The 18,938-nt window shown below is 62.1% G+C and carries 17 protein-coding genes; 10 read left to right on the top strand and 7 right to left on the bottom strand.

Annotated features, from left to right (window positions below):
- The 5 genes from ACIQ2A_RS07620 (at position 1) to ACIQ2A_RS07600 (ending at position 3,333) form a co-directional block, all read left to right on the top strand.
- Complete coding sequence (locus ACIQ2A_RS07620) at positions 1 to 477, top strand: glutathione peroxidase (RefSeq protein ID WP_398477496.1); 477 nt, start codon at positions 1 to 3, stop codon at positions 475 to 477.
- The gene (locus ACIQ2A_RS07615) at positions 474 to 722 is read left to right on the top strand and encodes a DUF3297 family protein (protein ID WP_398477493.1); all 249 of its coding nucleotides are present in this window, start codon (positions 474 to 476) and stop codon (positions 720 to 722) included. Before ACIQ2A_RS07620 ends, ACIQ2A_RS07615 begins: the two co-directional genes overlap by 4 nt.
- A gap of 220 nt (positions 723 to 942) precedes the next feature.
- Complete coding sequence (locus ACIQ2A_RS07610) at positions 943 to 1,779, top strand: ABC transporter ATP-binding protein (RefSeq protein WP_398477491.1); 837 nt, start codon at positions 943 to 945, stop codon at positions 1,777 to 1,779.
- Positions 1,779 to 2,561, top strand: a complete 783-nt coding sequence (locus tag ACIQ2A_RS07605; RefSeq protein WP_398477489.1) for an ABC transporter permease — start codon at positions 1,779 to 1,781, stop codon at positions 2,559 to 2,561. Before ACIQ2A_RS07610 ends, ACIQ2A_RS07605 begins: the two co-directional genes overlap by 1 nt.
- Before the next feature lie 10 nt (positions 2,562 to 2,571).
- A complete protein-coding gene (locus tag ACIQ2A_RS07600; RefSeq protein ID WP_398477487.1) occupies positions 2,572 to 3,333 on the top strand; it encodes an ABC transporter permease in 762 nt (253 codons plus the stop codon).
- A 124-nt stretch (positions 3,334 to 3,457) separates the two neighbouring features.
- Here ACIQ2A_RS07600 and ACIQ2A_RS07595 read toward each other — a convergent pair whose 3' ends face one another.
- The 5 genes from ACIQ2A_RS07595 to ACIQ2A_RS07575 all read right to left on the bottom strand — a co-directional run bounded on the left by ACIQ2A_RS07595 (position 3,458) and on the right by ACIQ2A_RS07575 (position 9,431).
- On the bottom strand, positions 3,458 to 4,441 hold the full coding sequence (locus tag ACIQ2A_RS07595) for a 3-hydroxybutyryl-CoA dehydrogenase (RefSeq protein ID WP_398477485.1): 984 nt from the start codon (positions 4,439 to 4,441) through the stop codon (positions 3,458 to 3,460).
- On the bottom strand, positions 4,438 to 5,532 hold the full coding sequence (locus ACIQ2A_RS07590; RefSeq protein WP_398477483.1) for an NAD/NADP octopine/nopaline dehydrogenase family protein: 1,095 nt from the start codon (positions 5,530 to 5,532) through the stop codon (positions 4,438 to 4,440). Before ACIQ2A_RS07590 ends, ACIQ2A_RS07595 begins: the two co-directional genes overlap by 4 nt.
- A 167-nt stretch (positions 5,533 to 5,699) precedes the next feature.
- Positions 5,700 to 7,220, bottom strand: coding sequence for a class I adenylate-forming enzyme family protein (locus ACIQ2A_RS07585; RefSeq protein ID WP_398477480.1), 1,521 nt, complete (start codon positions 7,218 to 7,220; stop codon positions 5,700 to 5,702).
- Positions 7,221 to 7,329: 109 nt separating this feature from the next.
- Positions 7,330 to 8,607: an acyl-CoA dehydrogenase family protein gene (locus ACIQ2A_RS07580; RefSeq protein ID WP_398477478.1), complete on the bottom strand. Its 1,278-nt coding sequence runs from the start codon at positions 8,605 to 8,607 to the stop codon at positions 7,330 to 7,332.
- Positions 8,604 to 9,431: an alpha/beta fold hydrolase gene (locus tag ACIQ2A_RS07575; RefSeq protein WP_398477476.1), complete on the bottom strand. Its 828-nt coding sequence runs from the start codon at positions 9,429 to 9,431 to the stop codon at positions 8,604 to 8,606. Before ACIQ2A_RS07575 ends, ACIQ2A_RS07580 begins: the two co-directional genes overlap by 4 nt.
- Positions 9,432 to 9,699: 268 nt before the next feature.
- Here ACIQ2A_RS07575 and ACIQ2A_RS07570 point away from each other — a divergent pair, with 268 nt between their 5' ends.
- Complete coding sequence (locus ACIQ2A_RS07570; protein WP_398477474.1) at positions 9,700 to 10,875, top strand: acyl-CoA dehydrogenase family protein; 1,176 nt, start codon at positions 9,700 to 9,702, stop codon at positions 10,873 to 10,875.
- A 141-nt stretch (positions 10,876 to 11,016) separates the two neighbouring features.
- Here the strand turns inward: ACIQ2A_RS07570 and ACIQ2A_RS07565 are convergent, their stop codons facing one another.
- Both ACIQ2A_RS07565 and ACIQ2A_RS07560 read right to left on the bottom strand, forming a co-directional pair.
- On the bottom strand, positions 11,017 to 12,549 hold the full coding sequence (locus ACIQ2A_RS07565) for a flavin-containing monooxygenase (RefSeq protein WP_398477472.1): 1,533 nt from the start codon (positions 12,547 to 12,549) through the stop codon (positions 11,017 to 11,019).
- 191 nt (positions 12,550 to 12,740) lie between these two features.
- On the bottom strand, positions 12,741 to 13,190 hold the full coding sequence (locus ACIQ2A_RS07560) for a cupin domain-containing protein (RefSeq protein ID WP_398477470.1): 450 nt from the start codon (positions 13,188 to 13,190) through the stop codon (positions 12,741 to 12,743).
- 259 nt (positions 13,191 to 13,449) lie between these two features.
- Between ACIQ2A_RS07560 and ACIQ2A_RS07555 the strand changes: the two genes are divergently transcribed.
- The 4 genes from ACIQ2A_RS07555 (at position 13,450) to ACIQ2A_RS07540 (ending at position 18,857) form a co-directional block, all read left to right on the top strand.
- On the top strand, positions 13,450 to 14,451 hold the full coding sequence (locus ACIQ2A_RS07555; RefSeq protein ID WP_398477468.1) for an AraC family transcriptional regulator: 1,002 nt from the start codon (positions 13,450 to 13,452) through the stop codon (positions 14,449 to 14,451).
- Positions 14,452 to 14,634: 183 nt separating this feature from the next.
- The gene (locus ACIQ2A_RS07550; RefSeq protein WP_398477466.1) at positions 14,635 to 15,393 is read left to right on the top strand and encodes an SDR family NAD(P)-dependent oxidoreductase; all 759 of its coding nucleotides are present in this window, start codon (positions 14,635 to 14,637) and stop codon (positions 15,391 to 15,393) included.
- A gap of 35 nt (positions 15,394 to 15,428) precedes the next feature.
- On the top strand, positions 15,429 to 16,280 hold the full coding sequence (locus tag ACIQ2A_RS07545) for an enoyl-CoA hydratase family protein (RefSeq protein ID WP_398477464.1): 852 nt from the start codon (positions 15,429 to 15,431) through the stop codon (positions 16,278 to 16,280).
- Positions 16,281 to 16,505: 225 nt separating this feature from the next.
- Positions 16,506 to 18,857, top strand: a complete 2,352-nt coding sequence (locus tag ACIQ2A_RS07540) for a bifunctional salicylyl-CoA 5-hydroxylase/oxidoreductase (RefSeq protein WP_398477461.1) — start codon at positions 16,506 to 16,508, stop codon at positions 18,855 to 18,857.
- Positions 18,858 to 18,938: the final 81 nt, after the last annotated feature.

Here is an 18,938-nt window from a genome sequence, read left to right as displayed (position 1 = left end):
ATGAGCAGCATCTATGATTTCAAAGCCGACTCGCTGAAAGGCGATACGGTGTCGCTGAAAGACTTCGAAGGCCGTGTGCTGCTGGTGGTCAACACCGCCAGCGCCTGCGGTTTCACGCCGCAATATGAAGGCCTCGAAAAACTGCAGCAGGATTTTGGCGCCCGCGGCTTCACTGTGCTCGGTTTTCCCTGCAACCAGTTCGGCGGCCAGGAGCCCGGCACGGCCGAGGAAATCGCCGGATTCTGCCAGAAGACCTATGACGTCTCGTTTCCGATGTTTGCCAAGATCGACGTCAATGGCGGGCTGGCGCACCCATTGTATAATTTCCTCAAATCTGAGAAATCGGGCCTGCTGGGTTCGGCGATCAAATGGAATTTTACCAAATTCCTGGTCGACCGCTCCGGCCGGGTGGTCGATCGTTTTTCGCCGACCACCAAACCCGAATCCCTGCGCGACAAGATCGAGGCCCTGCTATGACCGAGACCACCAAGCCCGCCATCCCGGACCATCTGTCGGTGGATCCGCGCAGCCCGCATTACAACGAGGCGGTTCTGCAGTTCGATGTCGGCATCCGCTTCAAGGGCGTCGAAAAGAGCAATGTCGAGGAATACTGCATCAGCGAGGGCTGGGTGCGCGTCCCCGCGGGCGCCGCCAAGGACCGCCACGGCAATCCCTTGCTGATCAAGCTGTCGGGCGATGTCGAGGCCTATTACCGCGACTAATCCGTAGGGCGGATAAGGCGAAGCCGTCATCCGCCGCGGAGTTTCAACCATCAAATCGGCCGGCGGATGACGCGTCGCTAATCCGCCCTACGCCATCGCCGACCGCAGTGCAGCACGACTGACTAGCAAAAAGGCGCTGCCCGGCTAAATTTGAAGCTTAAAATAATCGCGGGTTCTGGTTATGCTGCCGGCATTGGGCATGACCAATGAAGGACCGGGAATGAAAGTGGCAACGCTGCGCTCGGACGCTCAGACCAGGCTGGAAGCTGTACGTCAGCCTGCGCAGGCGATGATCGAGATCGATCACGTCTCGCAGCGCTTTCAGACGTCGGGTCGCCAGAGCCATCTCGCGCTGTCGGATATCAATCTCAGCATCGAGGATGGCGCCTTCGTTTCCATCCTCGGGCCTTCGGGTTGTGGCAAGTCCACGCTGCTTTATATCGTCGGTGGCTTCGTCAAGCCGACCGAAGGCAGCGTGAAAGTCAAAGGCAAGGCGATCACGGGTCCTGGTCCTGATCGCGGTCCGGTGTTTCAGGAATTCGCGCTGTTTCCGTGGAAGAACGTCCTCGGCAATGTCATGTATGGCATGCTGCAGCAGGGCATGAAGAAGTCCGAAGCCGAGGCGCGCGGCCGCAAGCTGCTCGAAATGGTCGGCCTCAAAGGCTACGAGAAATTCTATCCGAAAGAACTCTCCGGCGGCATGAAGCAGCGCGTCGCCATCGCGCGCACGCTGGCTTACGATCCGTCCGTGCTCTTGATGGACGAACCCTTCGGCGCCCTCGATGCGCATACGCGCACGCGGCTACAGAACGACCTGCTCGATATCTGGGATACCCAGCGCAAGACGGTGCTGTTCGTCACCCATTCGGTGGAAGAGGCGGTCTATCTCTCCGACAAGGTGATCGTGATGTCGCGCTCGCCGGGTACCATCAAGGAAATCATCGACATCGATCTGCAGCGCCCGCGCAAGCGTGCTGATCTGTTGCTCGATGCCCGTTTCCAGAAATACATCGTCGATATCGAGAAGATGATCGACGACGGTCAGGAAGCGCACTGATGTCGCCGCGCCGCATCCTGAAGGCGCTGTCGCCGCTGTTCGCCTGCATCGGTCTGCTCGTGGTCTGGCAGATTGCCTCGATGCGATTGGGGACCGAAAGCTTTCCGACCGCGATCGAGACGCTGAAGGCGGTGCCGGCGATCCTCACCGACAAGGAATCGATCCGCAACATTCTCGATTCCATGCGCCGCATGGCCATCGGTCTCACGCTGGCGGTGCTGTTCGCGATCCCGCTCGGCCTGATGATGGGCCGCGTCAAGGCGGTGGCGAATTTTTTCAATCCGCTGATGATGATCATCTATCCCGTGCCGAAAGCGGCCCTGATGCCGATCATCATGCTGTGGCTCGGCGTCGGCGATGTCTCCAAGACGCTGGTGATCTTTCTCGGCGTCAGCCTGCCGATCATCTATCACTCGTTCCAGGGTGGCAAAGCCGTGGAAGAAAAGATGCTGTGGTCGGGTGCTGCGATGGGCATGTCGGCGCCGTCGCGCATGCTGCGCATCGTGCTGCCCGCTGCCCTGCCGGAAATTCTCACCGGTTGCCGCACAGGTCTGGTGCTGGCGCTGATCACGATGATTACGTCCGAGATGATCGCGCGCCAGTCGGGCGCCGGCAATATTCTCTTCAATGCGCTCGATATGGCGCAATACGACACCGTCTTCGCCATGATCCTGATTGTCGGCCTGATGGGCATCATCTTCGATGCGGTGTTCGAAAAGGTCCGCATGTCACTGGTGCGCTGGTCGCAGCCGCGCGACGACATGCCCCTGAGCTTTACGTGAGGAGCAGGGCATGAGCGAACGCATCAATTCCTTTCTCTTCGGTCTCATTCCCATCGCGCTGTTCCTGGCGCTGTGGCAGTCGCTGATTTCGTTCGGCTATGCGCCGACCAATCTGTTGCCGCCGCCTGGTGCTGTATTCGGGCGCCTCGCGACGCAATTCTTCACCGCCGATTTCATGCATGATCTCGGTGCGACCCTGATCCGCCTGTTCGCCGGCTTCGGCATCGCCGTGGTGCTCGGGGTGTTGATCGGCCTCGCGGCTGCCGTGAATCCGGCGATCAATGCCGTGGTGAAGCCGCTGGTGCGCGTGCTCGCACCGATCCCGAAAGTCGCGCTCTATCCGGCGCTGCTCTTGATCCTCGGCTTCGATCACGCCTCGAAGATTACGCTGGTCACCGCCGATGCACTGTTTCCGATCCTGCTCTCGACCTATTACGGCGCGTCCATGGTCGAGCAGAAGCTGATCTGGTCGGCGCAGGCGGCGGGCACGCCGCGCTGGCAGATTTTGTTCAAGGTGGTGTTGCCGGCTGCGATGCCGTCGATCCTCACCGGCTGCCGCATCGGTTTGGTGATCTCCTGCATCGTGGTGTTCCTGGCCGAGATGATCACCTCATCCGATGGCCTCGGCCACATGCTGGTGCAGGCCGCGCGCACGTTCCAGACCGTGGACATGTTTGTGCCCCTTATCATGATCTCGCTGCTGGGCCTGATCCTGAACAGCCTGCTGCACACGTTGCGCGGCTATCTGCTGCGCGGTTTTCCGGAAGTCTAACTCCGATCTCTCATGGTGAGGAGGCGCGAAGCGCCGTCTCGAACCATGAGATGCGGCGCTCCGTCGCCATCCTTCGAGACGCCGCTGCGCGGCTCCTCAGGATGAGGGCAAAGTGTGAGGCGCCTTACAGCACCGGCGGCTTCTGCAACTGGAAATGCTTCAGCAGATCCACGAATGCCGACAGTCGACCCTCGCGATAGGCATCCACATCGAGGCCTTCGTAATTCAAAAAGCCTTCACCCGTCCGCAGGCCGATCTTTCCTTCAGCCATGTTGCGCCCGATGATCTCCGGCGCGGCGTAGCGATCATTGTTCAACGCGCCGGTCATATATTTGCTGGCGTAATACAGAATATCGCCGCCGCCCCAATCGATGAATTCGAGCAGTCCCAGCACGGCAAAGCGAAAGCCGAAACCGTATTTGATCGCCTTGTCGAGGTCTTCCGGCGAGGCGACGCCTTCCTCGACCATGCGCGCGGCTTCGTTCATCGCCAGCGCCTGGATGCGCGGCACGATATAGCCGGGCGAGGCCGCGCAGACGACCGGCACCTTGCCGATGCCTTCGAGCAGCTCTTTCACCTTCGCCGTGATCGCCGGATCGGTCTTCGCCCCCGGCGAGACTTCGACCAGCGGCACGAGATAAGCGGGGTTCAGCCAATGCGCATTGAGGAAGCGCTCCGGCTTTTCGATCGCGCTGGAGAGATCATCGACGAGAATGGTCGACGTGGTGGAGGCGATGATCGGCTCGGGGCCAGCCAGCTGCGATGCGCGCGCCAGTGCCTCGCGCTTCTGGTCCAGCACTTCAGGTACGCCCTCGAAGATGATCGCCGAGCCGCTGAGCGCCGCACCGGCATCGGCTTCCGGCACGACGCGGACGCGCGACACCAGTGTCTCGATGTCGCTGTCTTTCAGCAGGCCGAAGCGCGCCATGCTCGCAAAGGTCTTGCGGACTTCAGCGATCGCCTCAACCTCGAGCGCCCTGAACTTGTCGGTATCACGCGGCTTGAAATCGACGATGGCGACCTCGTGGCCCGCATAGGCAAAGGCCACGGCAATGCCGCGGCCCATGCGACCTGCGCCAAGGCAGGCGATCAACGGACGGGCGCTCATGCGGCATAGCCTTCGCGCAACAGCTTCTGCAGCGCATCGCGCGAGAGATCGCCGAAGCCGAGCGAGGCCAGCGTGCGTCCACCTTGCAGGAAGTCTTCGCCGCAGATGGCGCCGCCGATCGCGAGGAACGCCTTCACCAGCGGTGTCTCGACGCCCGCGAGCTGCGCGCAGGACAGGAAGAAGGAGAGGCCGGTGCGCAGATCCTCGCGCATATAGCGATGCTCCAGCAGCACGATATTCTCGCGCCAGTCGCCGCTGTCGGTGAGGCGATCATGCGAGCCGCGGCCATACATCCACTCTTCGCCTTCGCGATTGTAGTGATGCACCAGCGGGAAATGCGGGCCGTGATAGCCGAGTGCCTCGCGGATCGCGATGCGTTCGCCATCGAGCTGGTCGGTGACCCGGCGGATCGCGGCTTGCGTGCCTTCCTTGTGGATGTCCCAAGTCGGGAAATGTTCGAGCGGGCCGGCATTCATCACGATCAGCGGCGGATGGATGATGGGCCCCGCATTCATCAGCGCGCCCGACAGCGCATCGCCGCAGGGCTCGATGACGCCCGGGAATGCCTTGTCGATGACCTTGCAGGCGTAATCAGAGAGCGACAGCGGAAACACACCGGTCGGCAGCCGCTTGGCGCGGATGGTGATGGCGACCTCGAATGGCCCGTGCTTGCGTGCCAGCCATGGCAGCGTGCCGGTTTCCGCAAAGGCGACCTTGGCCTTGTTGCCGGCATCATGCGCGGCCTTGGCAAAAATCATCGCGCCAAACGTCGCGGGCGGCAGATAGACGACCTGGCCATCGGTCAGGTGTGGTGCGATCTGCCTGGCAATATCCGGCTGGGCGAAGGCCGGCGCGGGGCAGAGGATCAGCTCGACACCGTCGATGGCCGCCGCGATGTCGGTGGTCACGAGCGTGAGCTGCGTGTCATGCGTGCCCTGCGCATTCTTCACGGTGATGCGCGAGCCGGCCGCCTTGTGCGCGGCGACAGCCTCGGCGTCACGACGCCACAGGCGAACATCATGGCCCTGCAGCGCAAAATCACCTGCGGCCGCGAAAGAGCCGTTGCCGCCGCCGAGTACTGCGATCTTCATTCTCTCAAGCTCCCAATCAATACGGCGCCAGCACACTCAGTCCTCATCCTGAGGAGCGCGCAATTGCGCGCGTCTCGAAGGATGGCCGCAAGCGCCGGTGCCCTGCAGCTCATGGTTCGAGACGGCGCTCACGCGCCTCCTCACCATGAGGGATCGAGTGTATGGCCTCATGTCGAGGCCTTTGTCTCTTGCTTCAATTTGAAATGCTGCACCTTGCCGAGCGCGGTGCGCGGCAGGTCGGTGACGAAAATGATGTCGCGTGGATGCTTGAAGCGGGCCAGCTGTGTCGCCACATGCGCTTTCAGGATCTCGGCGGTGCAATCACAGCCGGCCCGCAGCACCACATAGGCGACCGGCACTTCCTGCCATTTCGGGTCGGCCATCCCGATCACGCCCACATCGGCGACGTCGGGATGTTCGAGCAGCACGCGCTCGATCTCGGCGGGATACACGTTCTCGCCGCCGGAAATGATCATGTTCTTCTTGCGGTCATGCACGAAGAAATAGCCATCGGCATCGCGCGTGCCGATATCGCCGGTGCGATACCAGCCGTCATGCAGCGCGTCGCGCGTTGCAGTCTCGTTGCCCCAATATTCGTAGAACACGTTCGGCCCGCGCACGATGATCTCGCCGGCCGTGTTTGCGGGGCGCTCAAGACCGTTATCGTCCACCACCATGGCTTCGCAGCACAGGCCGGGCAGTCCTGTCGAGCCGATCCGCGAATAATCTCCGCCCAGTCGCGTATAGACGGCAATCGGGCATGTTTCCGTCGAACCATAAACCTGCAGCACCGGAATGCCGCGATCCGCGAAGCGCGCGATCAGATGCGGAGGCACGATGCTGGAGCCGGTGGAGACGGCGCGCAGGCAAGACAGGTCCGTGGTTTTCCAGGCCGGATGCTCGCTGACGGCCTGAATTGTGGCAGGCACCAGCACGGTCAGCGTCGGTCGCTCATGGGCAATGGTCGCGAGCGTCGAGTCTGGCGTAAAGCGCGCGTGGATGGTCACGGTGGCGCCGTGATGCAGCGCCGGCGTGGTCTGGATGTTGAGGCCGCCCACATGGAAGAACGGCAGCACGGTGAGGACATGGTCGTCCGAGGTGAGGCCATGCATGTGCTGGCTCATCACCCCGTTCCAGAGCAGCGCCTCCTGGCGCAGCACCGCGCCTTTCGGGCGACCGGTTGTGCCTGATGTGTAGACGATGAGCAGCGGGCAGGCGAGATCGGTATGCGGATTGTGGCCGTCGCCGGACGCCTTGGCGAGCAGAGCCTCGAATGTCTGGGCTGGCGCAGGCGGCGTGAAATCCAGCGCGATGACGCGAGTGTCGGGCAGGTCGGTCGCAAGCTGCGGCAGGATGGCTGCAAAGCCTTCTTCCAGAACCAGCACTTTCACCGAGGCATCGGACAGGATGAACAGTTGCTCGGCGACTGCGAGCCGCCAGTTCAGTGGCACGAGGATCGCGCCGAGTCTGGCGCAGGCATAGAGCAGGACGAGATAGTCGGGACGGTTGAGACTGAGGATCGCGACGCGATCGCCTCGCCCGACGCCGCATTCTGCTTTCAGTGCCTTCGCCGTCGCCTCGATGCGTGTGTTGAACGCGGCATAGGAAAGCGTCGTGCCCTCGAAATGAATCGCAGGCTTATCCGGCGTGAAAGCCGCGTTGCGGGCGATGAGGCTGGAGAGATCCACGATCCATATCCGTTGTAGTCGTCATTGCGAGCGAAGCGAAGCAATCCAGACTTTGCGAGAAGCGAAGGCTGGATTGCTTCGTCGCTCCGCTCCTCGCAATGACGGCGTGTTACTCGTCCTCCTCGCCGGGCTCATACAGCGCTTCGCGCCCAATGCGGTCCAGACACAGTTCTGCCGTCCACGGCAGCATCAGCGCGCCGCAGCGGCTGTCGCGATAGATGCGCTCCAGCGGCAGTGTCTTCAGCATCGATTGGCCGCCGCAGGTGCGGATCGCCAGCGCCGCGAGTTCGTTGGCGCCTTCCATCACGGTGAACTGCGCGGCGTAGGCACGCAGCACCTGCTCCTTGGTCGGGTTGGCGCAGGCCTCGGTGACAGCCTGGAACCAGATGCCCTTGATCTGCTCCAGCTTCACCTGCATCTGCGCCACTGCGATCTGCTTGGTCGGATACATGCGGCGCTTCACCGGCGGCATGCCGGGCACTTCGCCGCGCAGATATTTGACGGTGAAATCATACGACGCCTGGGCAAGGCCCATATAGGTCGGCGACAATGTCATGAACATATGCGGCCAGCGCATCGCGGCCTGGAAATACACGCCGCGCGGCATCAGCGCGGAATCGGCGGGGACGAACACGTCCTTGAAGATCAGCGTGCGCGACACCGTGCCGCGCATGCCGAGCGGATCCCAGTCGCCGACCACGGAGACGCCGTCGGATTTGGCGTCGATCGCCAGATACAGCGTGTTGCGGCGGGACGCCTTCTCGCCCTCGACGGTTTCGGTACAGAGCACGCCGTAGAAATCGGCGGAGCCGGAGAGTGATGCAAAGATCTTCTTGCCGTTGACGATCCAGCCGCCATCGACAGGTTTGGCTTCGGTGCCGAACGCCACGCCGCCGGCAGCTGCTGCGCCACCTTCGGAGAACGGCTGCGCATAGATCGCGCCGTCTTCGAGGATACGCTTGTAATGCACCGCGCGGCGACGCTCGTGATCGGCACGGGTCTGCGCATCCATGTCGAGGTCATCGGCCAGCGGGCCGGACCACAGCGTCGAACAGACATGCATGTTCCAGGTCAGCGCAGTGGCGCCGCAATAGCGGCCGATTTCGGCGGCGGCGAGCGAATAGGTCTGGTAGTCCGCGCCCGAACCACCATTGGCCTTGGGCACCGAGATGCCGAGCAGGCCGGCTTTGTGCATGTCCCGATAGTTCTCCATCGGGAAGATCGCCTCGCGATCCCATTTCGATGCGCGCGGCGCGAAATTGGTCTGCGCCAGTTCGCGGGCTTTGGTGATCAGTGCAGCCTGCTCGTCATTGAGACGATAGGCCTTCGGATCGAACATCGGTTTATCGAGCACGATGCCATCGAGCTTGGAGGCGGGCACGTTCATGAGGAAGATCCCGAGAGGTTGTGAGTGGTCTTGAGGAAGTCGGCAATCACGTCGTTGAATTCATTCGGGCGTTCGAAACTGGCGAGATGTCCGACGCCTTCGAGTTCGACATAGGTCGCGCCGGGCACCATGCTGGCCATCTTTGCCATGGTCTTGGCTGGCGCATTGTTGTCCTTGGAGCCTGACAGCAGCAGCGTCGGCACTTTGATGTTTGCAATTTCGTTGCGGAGATTGAAGCCGATCATCGATTTCATCGAGGCGCGATAGGTGTCGGGCTTGACGGACGCCATGCAATCGCGCGCGAGGTCGAGGCCCTTCGGATCGGCATCGTCGCCGATCAGGCCGGCCACGAGATTGGGGGCCATCGACACCATGGTCTCGCCGCGGTCCAGCGGTCCGAGGCGGGCATCGATAAAGTTCTTCTGCCATTCGCCATCGGAGCTGCCGAACACGGATGTGGTCTGCGCCAGCACGGCGGCGCCGGCGAGATCGGGATAGTCATGCAGGAAGCGCTGCACGATCATGCCGCCGATGGAATGACCGACCAGCACCGGCTTCCTGGCGCCGATCTCTGCGAGAAAGTCTTTCAGCGCAGCTGCAAAATTTGGAATGCTCGGCTCGTCGAGCTGCTGCGATCCGCCGTAGCCGGGCGCGTCCCAGCCGATGGTGAAGTAGCGATCGCCGAATGTATCGATCTGGGGACGCCAGCCACGGCCGGCACCGCCGATCCCGTGAAGAAACACCAGCGGCGTCATCGACGCATCGCCTTTGGCTTCGTAGCCGAAGCGGCCGTCCTTGGTTGTCAGGGCTTGCGAGTGCGGCACGTGATGGCCTCCTGTACGAGCGGACGTGATAATCCTAGCACGACCGAGATATATGAAAAGCGATAGTTTTAGACTTAAAGGGTCTAGAACTGCCTAGTGCGCGTGCAATGCAGCACCAATTTTCAGCGGTTTGATGTCGGGCGTTCTTAGTCCCTCTCCCGCGGGCGGGAGAGGGGACATGACATGCAGAGCGCAACAACAATCGCCCTTGCCGGAAATTTCTTTAGGTTTAAAACAATTGCGGATCGCGCGAGACAAGGAAGCCTCCATGCCCGACACCACATTTCTCACCTGGCCGTTTTTCGAAGACCATCATCGCAAGCTGGCCACGGATCTGTCGCGCTGGGCTGCGGACAATGTCGCAGGCCTCGTCGATCACCACGACACCGATGGCTCCTGCCGCAAGCTGGTGAAGGCGATGGGCGAATCGGGCTGGCTGCGCGCTGCGGTGCCGGCAGCCTATGGCGGGCTGTATGACAAATTCGACGTCCGCGCGTTGTGCCTGATCCGCGAGACGCTGGCCTATCAGAACGGCCTCGCCGATTTCGCCTTCGCGATGCAGGGGCTCGGCACCGGGCCGATTACGCTTTATGGCTCGGAAGAGATCAAGCAGCGCTATCTGCCGCGCGTCGCCAAAGGCGAGGCGATCGCTGCCTTCGCATTGTCGGAGCCCGATGCCGGCTCGGACGTCGCCGCAATGAGCACGACCGCGGTGCCCGATGGTCCCGATCATGTGCGCATCAACGGTCTTAAGACCTGGATCTCGAACGGCGGCATCGCCGATCAATATGTCGTCTTCGTGCGCACGGGCGAGGCCGGCGCGCGCGGTATCAGTGCATTCGTTGTCGATGCCGATACGCCCGGCTTCACCATCGGCGAGCGCATCGACGTCATCGCGCCGCATCCGCTGGCGACGCTGCATTTCAACGATTGCCGCGTGCCGGTGAAGAACCGCATCGGCGGGGAGGGCGAAGGTTTCAAGGTCGCCATGGCGACGCTCGATGTTTTCCGCTCCACCGTTGGCGCCGCAGCGCTCGGCCTCGGCCGCCGCGCGCTCGACGAAGGCCTGCACCGCTCGGTGACGCGAAAAATGTTTGGCGATACGCTGGGCGATCTGCAGCTCACGCAAGCCGGCCTTGCCGAGATGGCGACGTCCATCGATGCCTCGGCATTGCTGGTCTATCGCGCCGCCTGGACCAAGGATCAGGGCGTGCCGCGCGTGACGCGCGAAGCCGCCATGGCCAAGATGTATGCCACCGAAGCCGCGCAGAGCGTGATCGATCGCGCGGTGCAGATCTTTGGCGGCCTCGGCGTGCAGTCGGGCGTCAAGGTGGAGGAGCTCTATCGCGAGATCCGCGCGCTGCGCATTTACGAAGGCGCCACGGAAGTGCAGAAAGTCGTGATCGGACGTGATCTGATCAAGTCGGCGCAGGCTGGCCTCTAACTGTCTTTGGACCACGCTCCAACTGCCATCCCCGCGAAAGCGGGGATCCAGTAGACACTCACTGGAGTGCGACACGCGACCGTCGCCGTTTACTGGATCGCCCGCTTTCGCGGGCGATGACAACTCGAGTGCAAGGCGAGGTCAGACGAGCGCAGCTTGGTCCTTGGCGACGGGCGCGAGTTTGGGCTCCGCCCGATACTCCGGCGTCGACGCCAGAAACCTTGCATAGGCATCCGCATCCGGCGGCGAAAACTTTTCCGCCAGCGCGCCGCGCCGTTTCACGGTCGCGCCCATATCGTCGAGCAATTCGTCAAAATGCTTGAAGTGATACGGCGCCACGCAGAGCCCGCCATAGACACCGGCCGCGGGACGTTCCTTGCGCTTGAAACGTAGCATCATGTCCATATTCGCCTGCATCTCATCAGCCGTCGGCTGTTTCGCCAGTTGGCCATCGGCGTAACGCACCAGCCAGTTCGCGGCCATCTCTGCCGTCAGCACCGAGCAAAAGCTCGAATTGAAGCCGACAAATCCCATCTCCGGCAGATCGGGATTGGCGATCACGCGATACAGCCGATACTGCCCGTCAGGCTGAACGAGCTTGTCGCGATAGGCTTGCGGCAGGAACGGTACGTCGAGCTTGAAGCCGATCGCGAGAATGGCCATGTCGGCCTCCACGCGCTGGCCGCCGGCCATCACGATGGTCTTGCCGTCATAGTGATCGAAGGTGCCGCGGATCGCGGTGATGCGGCCATCGGCCACCATCGGAAAGAAGCCGGGCGTGGCGATAGGCACTGAACAGTTCACGCCATCCTCGAAGCGCGTTTCTGGCACCATGTCGCATTTGCCGAGCTTGAGCTGGACCTTGAGCAGGCTTTCCAGCCCACGCCAGTGCGCCCAGACGAACGGCTTTGCGATCGCATGCTTGATACGTGAGAGTGTGCTGAGGCCCCAGCCGGGGAACATCTCTTCCTGCGCGCGAATATAGAGGATGCGTTTGAAGTTGATCAGCCCGCCGACGAAATAGGGAATGCGCCACACCGGTTCGCGATAGACGAAGGTGACGGCGCTGGCGCCAGCTTTTACCGAATGCACGGCGATATCCGTGGCCGATTTCGAGCCGCCGAGCACCACGACCTTCTTGCCTTTGACGCGCGAGGGATCGGTGTGCTCTGCCGAATGCAGGATCACGCCGCCGGCGGCCTTGAAGCCGTCCTCGCCATAGTGATGCAGCTCCTTGCGTTCGTTGAACTGGCCGGTACAGACGGCGACGAAATCATAATCGGTGATCGCATCGCGCCCGGCATGATCGCGTGTCGCCACCGCCCAGCCGGGCTGCCCGTCGCCGCGGCGTTCGACGGCACTGACTGTGGTGTTGAAGTGCATCAGCGGCAGCAGGCCATGTCTGCCCGCGTAGTCCGCAAGATAGGCATGCACCTGCGGCCCCTTCGGCCATTCCGGATAGCTCTCTGGCATTGGCTTGTCGGTAAAGCGATAGAGCTCTTTCGGGCTCTGGGTCTGCACCTCGGGATATGAGCGTGCCGGTTCCCAGACGCCGCCGAGATCGCCGCTGCGTTCCAGGATGGTGACGCGGTGGCCATGGCCCTTGAAAGCCTTGGCCGCCGCGAGCCCTGCAATGCCGGCACCGATGACGCAGACATTCTTTTGCATGACCATGACCGTGTCTCCTGTTGTCTTGCAAGAATTTGGGACGCAGATCTCCGGGCGCACAGGCGAGGGCCTGCGCGGTGGGATTTGCGGGGTGAATGAGAGGCCGTCATTGCCAGCGGAGCGAAGCAATCCAGTTCTTCGCTTGCGTCTGTCTGGATTGCTTCGTCGCTGACGCTTCTCGCAATGACGATGGACGGCTAGTCGTTCGCTTCCGGCGGCAGGAAATCGACGTCGTGCTCGGCGGAAATCCGCACGATCTCGGCGACGTCGCTCAGATTATCCAGCTTCTTGAACAGCGCTTCGAGCTTCGCCGCCGGCGATACCCAGAACAGGGCCCGCGCCGGTTTGTCCGATTTGTTGAAATAGCCATGCGGAATCCCCCGCGGCAGCCGCACGAGATCGCCGGCATGGGCGCGCACCCATTTGCCATCGAGTTTGAGATCGAGCGTGCCTTCCTGCACCAGGATGAATTCTTCCTGGGTGGGATGGATATGCACGGGCACGAACTGGCCGGGCTCGCTGTTGGTTTCGAAAGCGAAGGTCGAGTCGGTCACGGCCTTCGGGAAATAGACCTGGCCGAGAATATTCCAGGTCGTGCCGCCATATCCCGTGCCGTTTTCGGTGATGCCTTTTTCGAGTTCAGCCATGTCTTGCTCCTCCGTTATCTGATCGTGAGATGCTGCGTCGGTTCAAACCCGCCCGCTAGCCGCTGAACGAAATCGCTGTCCGGTGGACGAAATAATTCGAGCCGTTGCAGCCGGCCTATTGCGACGCACATGCGCATTCGTTGTGCAGAGCGGCAAAATTTCCGGCGTCCGGGCGTCTTGTTCGGCCCGGGATCCGTTGATTAGTATCAATCCCGACAAAGCGAGCAGTCGAACCATGGCGATGGGTGGAGCGGTCTCAATGAGCGACGGCGCGGTGCCTGCACGGCTCGCCGCCTTTGCCCGTGTCTGCACCACGGACGTGGACGAGGCTGCCGACGAGATCGGCCGCATCTTCTGTCCGCACGGGCTGGCGCCGACAGGGCGCAGCGGCCCGCATTTCCATGCGCATCACAACAGCGCCGATTTCGGCGGCTTCTCGATCAATTACGTGTCTTACGGCGGCTCGGTCAGCATCGATCCCGGCTGCCTCGATCGCTTCTTCCTGCTGCAGGTGCCGTTGCGCGGCCATGCCCGCGTCAGTACCGGCGGACGGATGGTGAGTGCGAGCGCTGGACGCACCGCGTCGCTGCTGTCGCCGACATTGCCGACGCGGATGGTCTGGCAGGACGACTGCGCCCAGTTGATCCTGCTGATGGAGAGACGCGTGGTCGAGCAACGGGCCGCGGCGCTGGCCGAGCGCGCCGATGGCGTGATCGAATTCGATCCGGATGTCGATCTGACCACGCCATGCGGCCGCGCCTTGCGCGCGCAGCTCGATTATCTCGTCGATCTCGCCGAACATGCCGGTCCGGATCAGGCATTCTCCGCGACGCTGACGGCCATGCTGCGCGAGGCGGCACTCAGCCTGCTGCTCACCGGGCAGCACCACAGCTTTACCGATGCCATCGCACAGATGGATCATCGCCCGGCGCCATTGCCCGGCGTGATCAGAAAGGCCCGGCACTATCTCGAGGCCCATGCCACAGAGCCGCTGGATCTGGAGCGCATGGCGCGCGCGGCCGGCATCGGCATCCGTTCGTTGCAGCTCGGCTTCCAGCGGCACTTCGGCACCTCCATCTCGCAGATGTTGCAGGATATCCGGCTGACGCATCTGCATGCGCGGCTGCACGCCGCCAAGCCCTGCGAGCGGGTGATCGATATCGCCTTCGATCTCGGTTTCACCCATCCGAGCCGCATGGCCAGCGCCTATCGCGTGCGGTTCGGCGAAAGCCCCTCGGACACGCTGCGCCGCGGCGGCTGAGTGAAGATCAATCTCCCTTGTCGTCGCCCGGCCTGACCGGGCGATCCTGTAAACTCAGCTCTTTTGGTGTGTACTGGGTCACCCGGTCGAGCCGGGTGACGACAAGATGAGCAGGTGGCTTTCTTGCAAAAGCTTGAAGTTTAAAATATATCCGGCAGGCGCATCCAAGCTGGAAGGCCTGCCATGTCCTTGTCCCGTTCCTCCCACGCTCTGGTCACCGGCGGCGGCCGCGGCATCGGCCGCGCCATCGCGGCCTCATTGGTGAAGGCGGGTGCGACCGTCACCATCATGGGCCGTAATCTCAAAGTGCTGGACGAAGTCGTTGCGGCCGGCGATGCACATCATGCGTTGTCTGCTGATGTCTCCGATCAGGCTGCGATGCAAGCGGCGATCGCTGAAGCCGCGAAGCGCCAGCCCATCGATATTCTCGTCGCCAATGCAGGCGCTGCGGAATCCGCGCCATTCCTGAAATCCGATGCCGCGCTGTTCCAGCGCATGATGGATGTGAATTTCATGGGTGTCGTGCATGCGGTTCACGCTGTGTTGCCCGACATGGTCGCGCGCAAACAGGGCCGCATCATCGCTGTCGCATCGACCGCTGGCCTCAAGGGCTACGGCTATGTCAGCGCCTATGTCGCGGCGAAACATGCCGTTGTCGGCCTCGTGCGCTCGCTGGCGCTGGAAGTTGCCACCAAGAATGTCACCGTGAATGCGGTGTGCCCAGGCTTCACCGAGACCGATCTGCTCGAAGGCTCCATCGACAACATCATGAGCAAGACCGGCCGGACGCGCGAGCAGGCCATTGCCGAGCTTGCGAAACACAATCCGCAGGGCCGTCTCGTGAAACCCGAAGAAGTCGCCGACGCCGTGCTCTGGCTGGCAGGCGCGGGCGCAGGTTCCATCACAGGGCAAAGCATCGCCGTCGCCGGCGGTGAAGTGTAAGCTTCAATCCAAGAATACGATCTCAGGGAAACGTCATGACTGCACTCGTCAAGAACAAGGTTGCCAATCCCGTCACGCTTCCGCTGGCCGATTACAAGCCCGAGCATTTCCTGCTCAAGGTCGATGGTCGCATCGCCACGGTGACGTTGAACCGGCCCGAGAAGAAAAATCCGCTGACGTTCCAGAGCTATCGCGAACTCACCGATTTCTTCCGTGCCTGCGCGTTCGACGATCAGGTCACCACCATCGTCGTCACTGGCGCCGGTGGCAATTTCTCGTCGGGCGGCGATGTGTTCGAGATCATCGGCCCGCTGATCGAGATGAACACCCGCGATCTCACGGCCTTCACGCGCATGACCGGCGATCTCGTCAAGGCGATGCGCGCCTGTCCGCAGCCCATCATCGCCGCTGTCGAAGGCATCTGCGCCGGCGCCGGCGCGATCATGGCGATGGCGTCGGATATGCGCCTGGCTGCCACCGGCGCCAAGGTCGGCTTCCTGTTCAACAAGGTCGGCCTTGCCGGCTGCGACATGGGCGCCTGTGCAATCCTGCCGCGCATCATCGGCCAGGCCCGCGCCTCGGAGTTGCTCTATACCGGCCGCTTCATGAGCGCGGAGGAGGGCGAGCGCTGGGGCTTCTTCAGCCGCATCGTGGCACCGGAGGCGGTGCTGTCGGACGCACAGACGCTGGCCAGGCAGATCTCCGAAGGCCCCACTTACGCCAACACCATGACCAAGCGCATGCTGGCCATGGAATGGGCGATGTCGGTGGACGAAGCCATCGAAGCGGAGGCTGTGGCGCAGGCGCTATGCATGACCACGGAAGATTTTTCGCGCGCCTATCATGCGTTTGCCAACAAGCAGAAGCCGGTATTCGAGGGGGATTGAGGTCACCATCGTCATTGCGAGGAGCGCAGCGACGAAGCAATCCAGGTCTTTCTTCGTGCGGCGCTGGATTGCTTCGCTGTGCTCGCAATGCCGGCGGTTGGGCCCCAGGCCATGGCCACTGACCTTTTGATGTGCATCAAAGCCAGCAGCATGCCGATTGATCAGGCTTGCCAGAAATTGCTTTAGGTTTAAAATATATCCCATTCAGGCACTGCGGAGGCTGACATGAAGATCGCGATTATCGGTGGCGGGCCGGCGGGCCTCTATTCTGCGATCCTGCTGAAGAAACAGCGGCCTCAGGCGCAGATCACCGTCTATGAGCGCAATCGGCCGGACGACACTTTCGGCTTCGGCGTCGTGTTTTCCGACACCACGCTCGACACATTCGAGAAATACGATCTCCCGAGCTATCAGCGCATCACCCAGGAATTCGCCTACTGGGACGACATCGCGATCCATTTTCGCGGCACGCAGCATCGAGTCGGTGGCAATGGTTTCTGCGGCTGCTCGCGCCGCACGCTGCTGCTGATCCTGCAGGACCGCGCCCGCGAACTCGGCGTGCATCTGATTTTCGAGGCCGATATCACCGATGAGTCGCGCTTCGCCGATTGCGATCTGGTGCTGCTGGCGGACGGCATCAACAGCCACTTCCGCAACAAATATATCGAGCACTTTTCGCCCGAGATCGATCTGCGGACCAACAAGTTCACCTGGATGGGCTCGACCAAGCCGCTCGACGCCTTCACTTTCCTGTTCCAGGAAACCGAGTGGGGCCCGTTCATCGCGCATGCCTATCAGTATGAAGCGGGCCGCTCGACCTGGATCTTCGAGACCGATGCCGAGACGTTCAAGCGTGCCGGCCTCGAAGGCCTCGGCGAGCAGGAGTCGGCCGATCGCATGCATGCGATCTTCAAGGACTTCCTCGGTGACCACAAGCTGCTGATCAACCGTTCGATGTGGCGCAACTTCCCGATGATGCGCAACAAGCGCTGGGTGAAGGACAATATGGTCCTGCTCGGCGACGCCAAGGCAACCGCGCATTACTCCATCGGCTCCGGCACCAAGCTCGCGATGGAAGACGCCATCGCGCTGTATGAAGCGATGGGCAAGGCGCCGACCGTCGAAGCGGCGCTGCATGCCTACGAGACCGGCCGCCGCGAGGAGACCGAGAAGATCCAGCATTCCGCCGACGTGTCGCTGGTCTGGTTCGAACATCTCGAACGCTTCTGGGATTTCGACCCCGTGCAATTCGCCTTCGGCCTGATGACGCGTTCCAAGGCGATTACCTACGATAACCTCGCATTGCGTGCGCCGGATTTCGTCAAGCAGGTCGACAAGGTGTTCGCGAAGCAGGTGAAGGCGCAAGGATTCGACGTCGATCTCGACAAGCCCGAAGTGCCGATGTTCCAGCCGTTCAGGCTGCGCGACATGGTGCTGGCCAATCGCGCCGTGGTCTCACCCATGTGCATGTATTCGGCGAAAGACGGCGTGCCGAACGATTTCCATCTCGTGCATTACGGCGCACGCGCCATGGGCGGCGCCGGCCTCGTCTTCACCGAGATGGTCTGTATCAGCAAGGATGCGCGCATCACTCCCGGCTGCGCGGGTCTGTGGACCGATGAGCAGGAAGCGCAGTGGACGCGTATCGTCGATTTCGTGCACGGCCAGTCGGCAGCCAAGATCTGCCTGCAGCTCGGCCATGCCGGCCGCAAGGGCGCCAGCAAGCTGATGTGGGAGGGCATGGACCGTCCGCTCTCGGAAGGTGCCTGGGACATCGTCTCGGCATCGCCGCTGCCCTATTATCCGGATAGCCAGGTGCCCGCCGAACTCGACCGTGCCGGCATGGACAAGGTGAAGGCCGATTTCGTTGCCGCGACGTTGCGCGCCGATCGCTGTGGCTTCGACATGCTGGAGATGCACACCGCACATGGCTATCTGCTGGCAAGCTTCCTGTCGCCGCTCACCAATAGCCGCACCGATGAATATGGTGGCTCCGTCGAGAACTGCCTGCGCTTCCCGCTCGAAGTGTTCGCCGCGATGCGCGCGGCATGGCCGAAGCACAAGCCGATGTCGGTGCGCCTGTCGGCCACCGACTGGGCCGAAGGCGGCAACACCGGCGATGACGCGGTGCTGTTCGCGCGTGCCTTCGCCGAAGCCGGCGTCGATCTCGCCGATATCTCTACCGGCCAGACAGTGAAGGAATCCCGACCGATCTATGGCCGCATGTTCCAGACCCCGTATTCCGATCAGGTCCGCAACGAAGCGAATGTCGCGACCATGTGCGTCGGCAACATCACCACGGCAGATCAGGTCAATACGATCATCGCCGCGGGCCGCGCCGATCTGGTCGCGCTTGGCCGTCCGCATCTGATCGATCCGTCGTTCACCATCAAGGCCGCGGCCTGGTATGGTGCAAAGGAGGCCTATTGCCCGCCGCAATATATGCCCGGCAAGGATCAGATCTACCGCAACAGCGTGCGCGAGAAGCAGGATTTCGACGACCTGAAAATTAAGGCTAAGCCGAAAACCCGCGCTGAAATGCGCGCGGAAGCGGCAAAGTCACTTGCAGCTGAATAGTTGAGCATGCGACGTTTTCCCCTCGCCCCGCTTGCGGGGAGAGGGTGGCCGCGCGAAGCGCGGTCGGGTGAGGGGGAGCCT

This window comes from Tardiphaga sp. (assembly GCF_044336785.1).
GTDB lineage: Bacteria > Pseudomonadota > Alphaproteobacteria > Rhizobiales > Xanthobacteraceae > Tardiphaga.
Note: the sequence above shows the minus strand (reverse complement) of the source record. Positions and strands in the feature narration are given on the sequence as shown.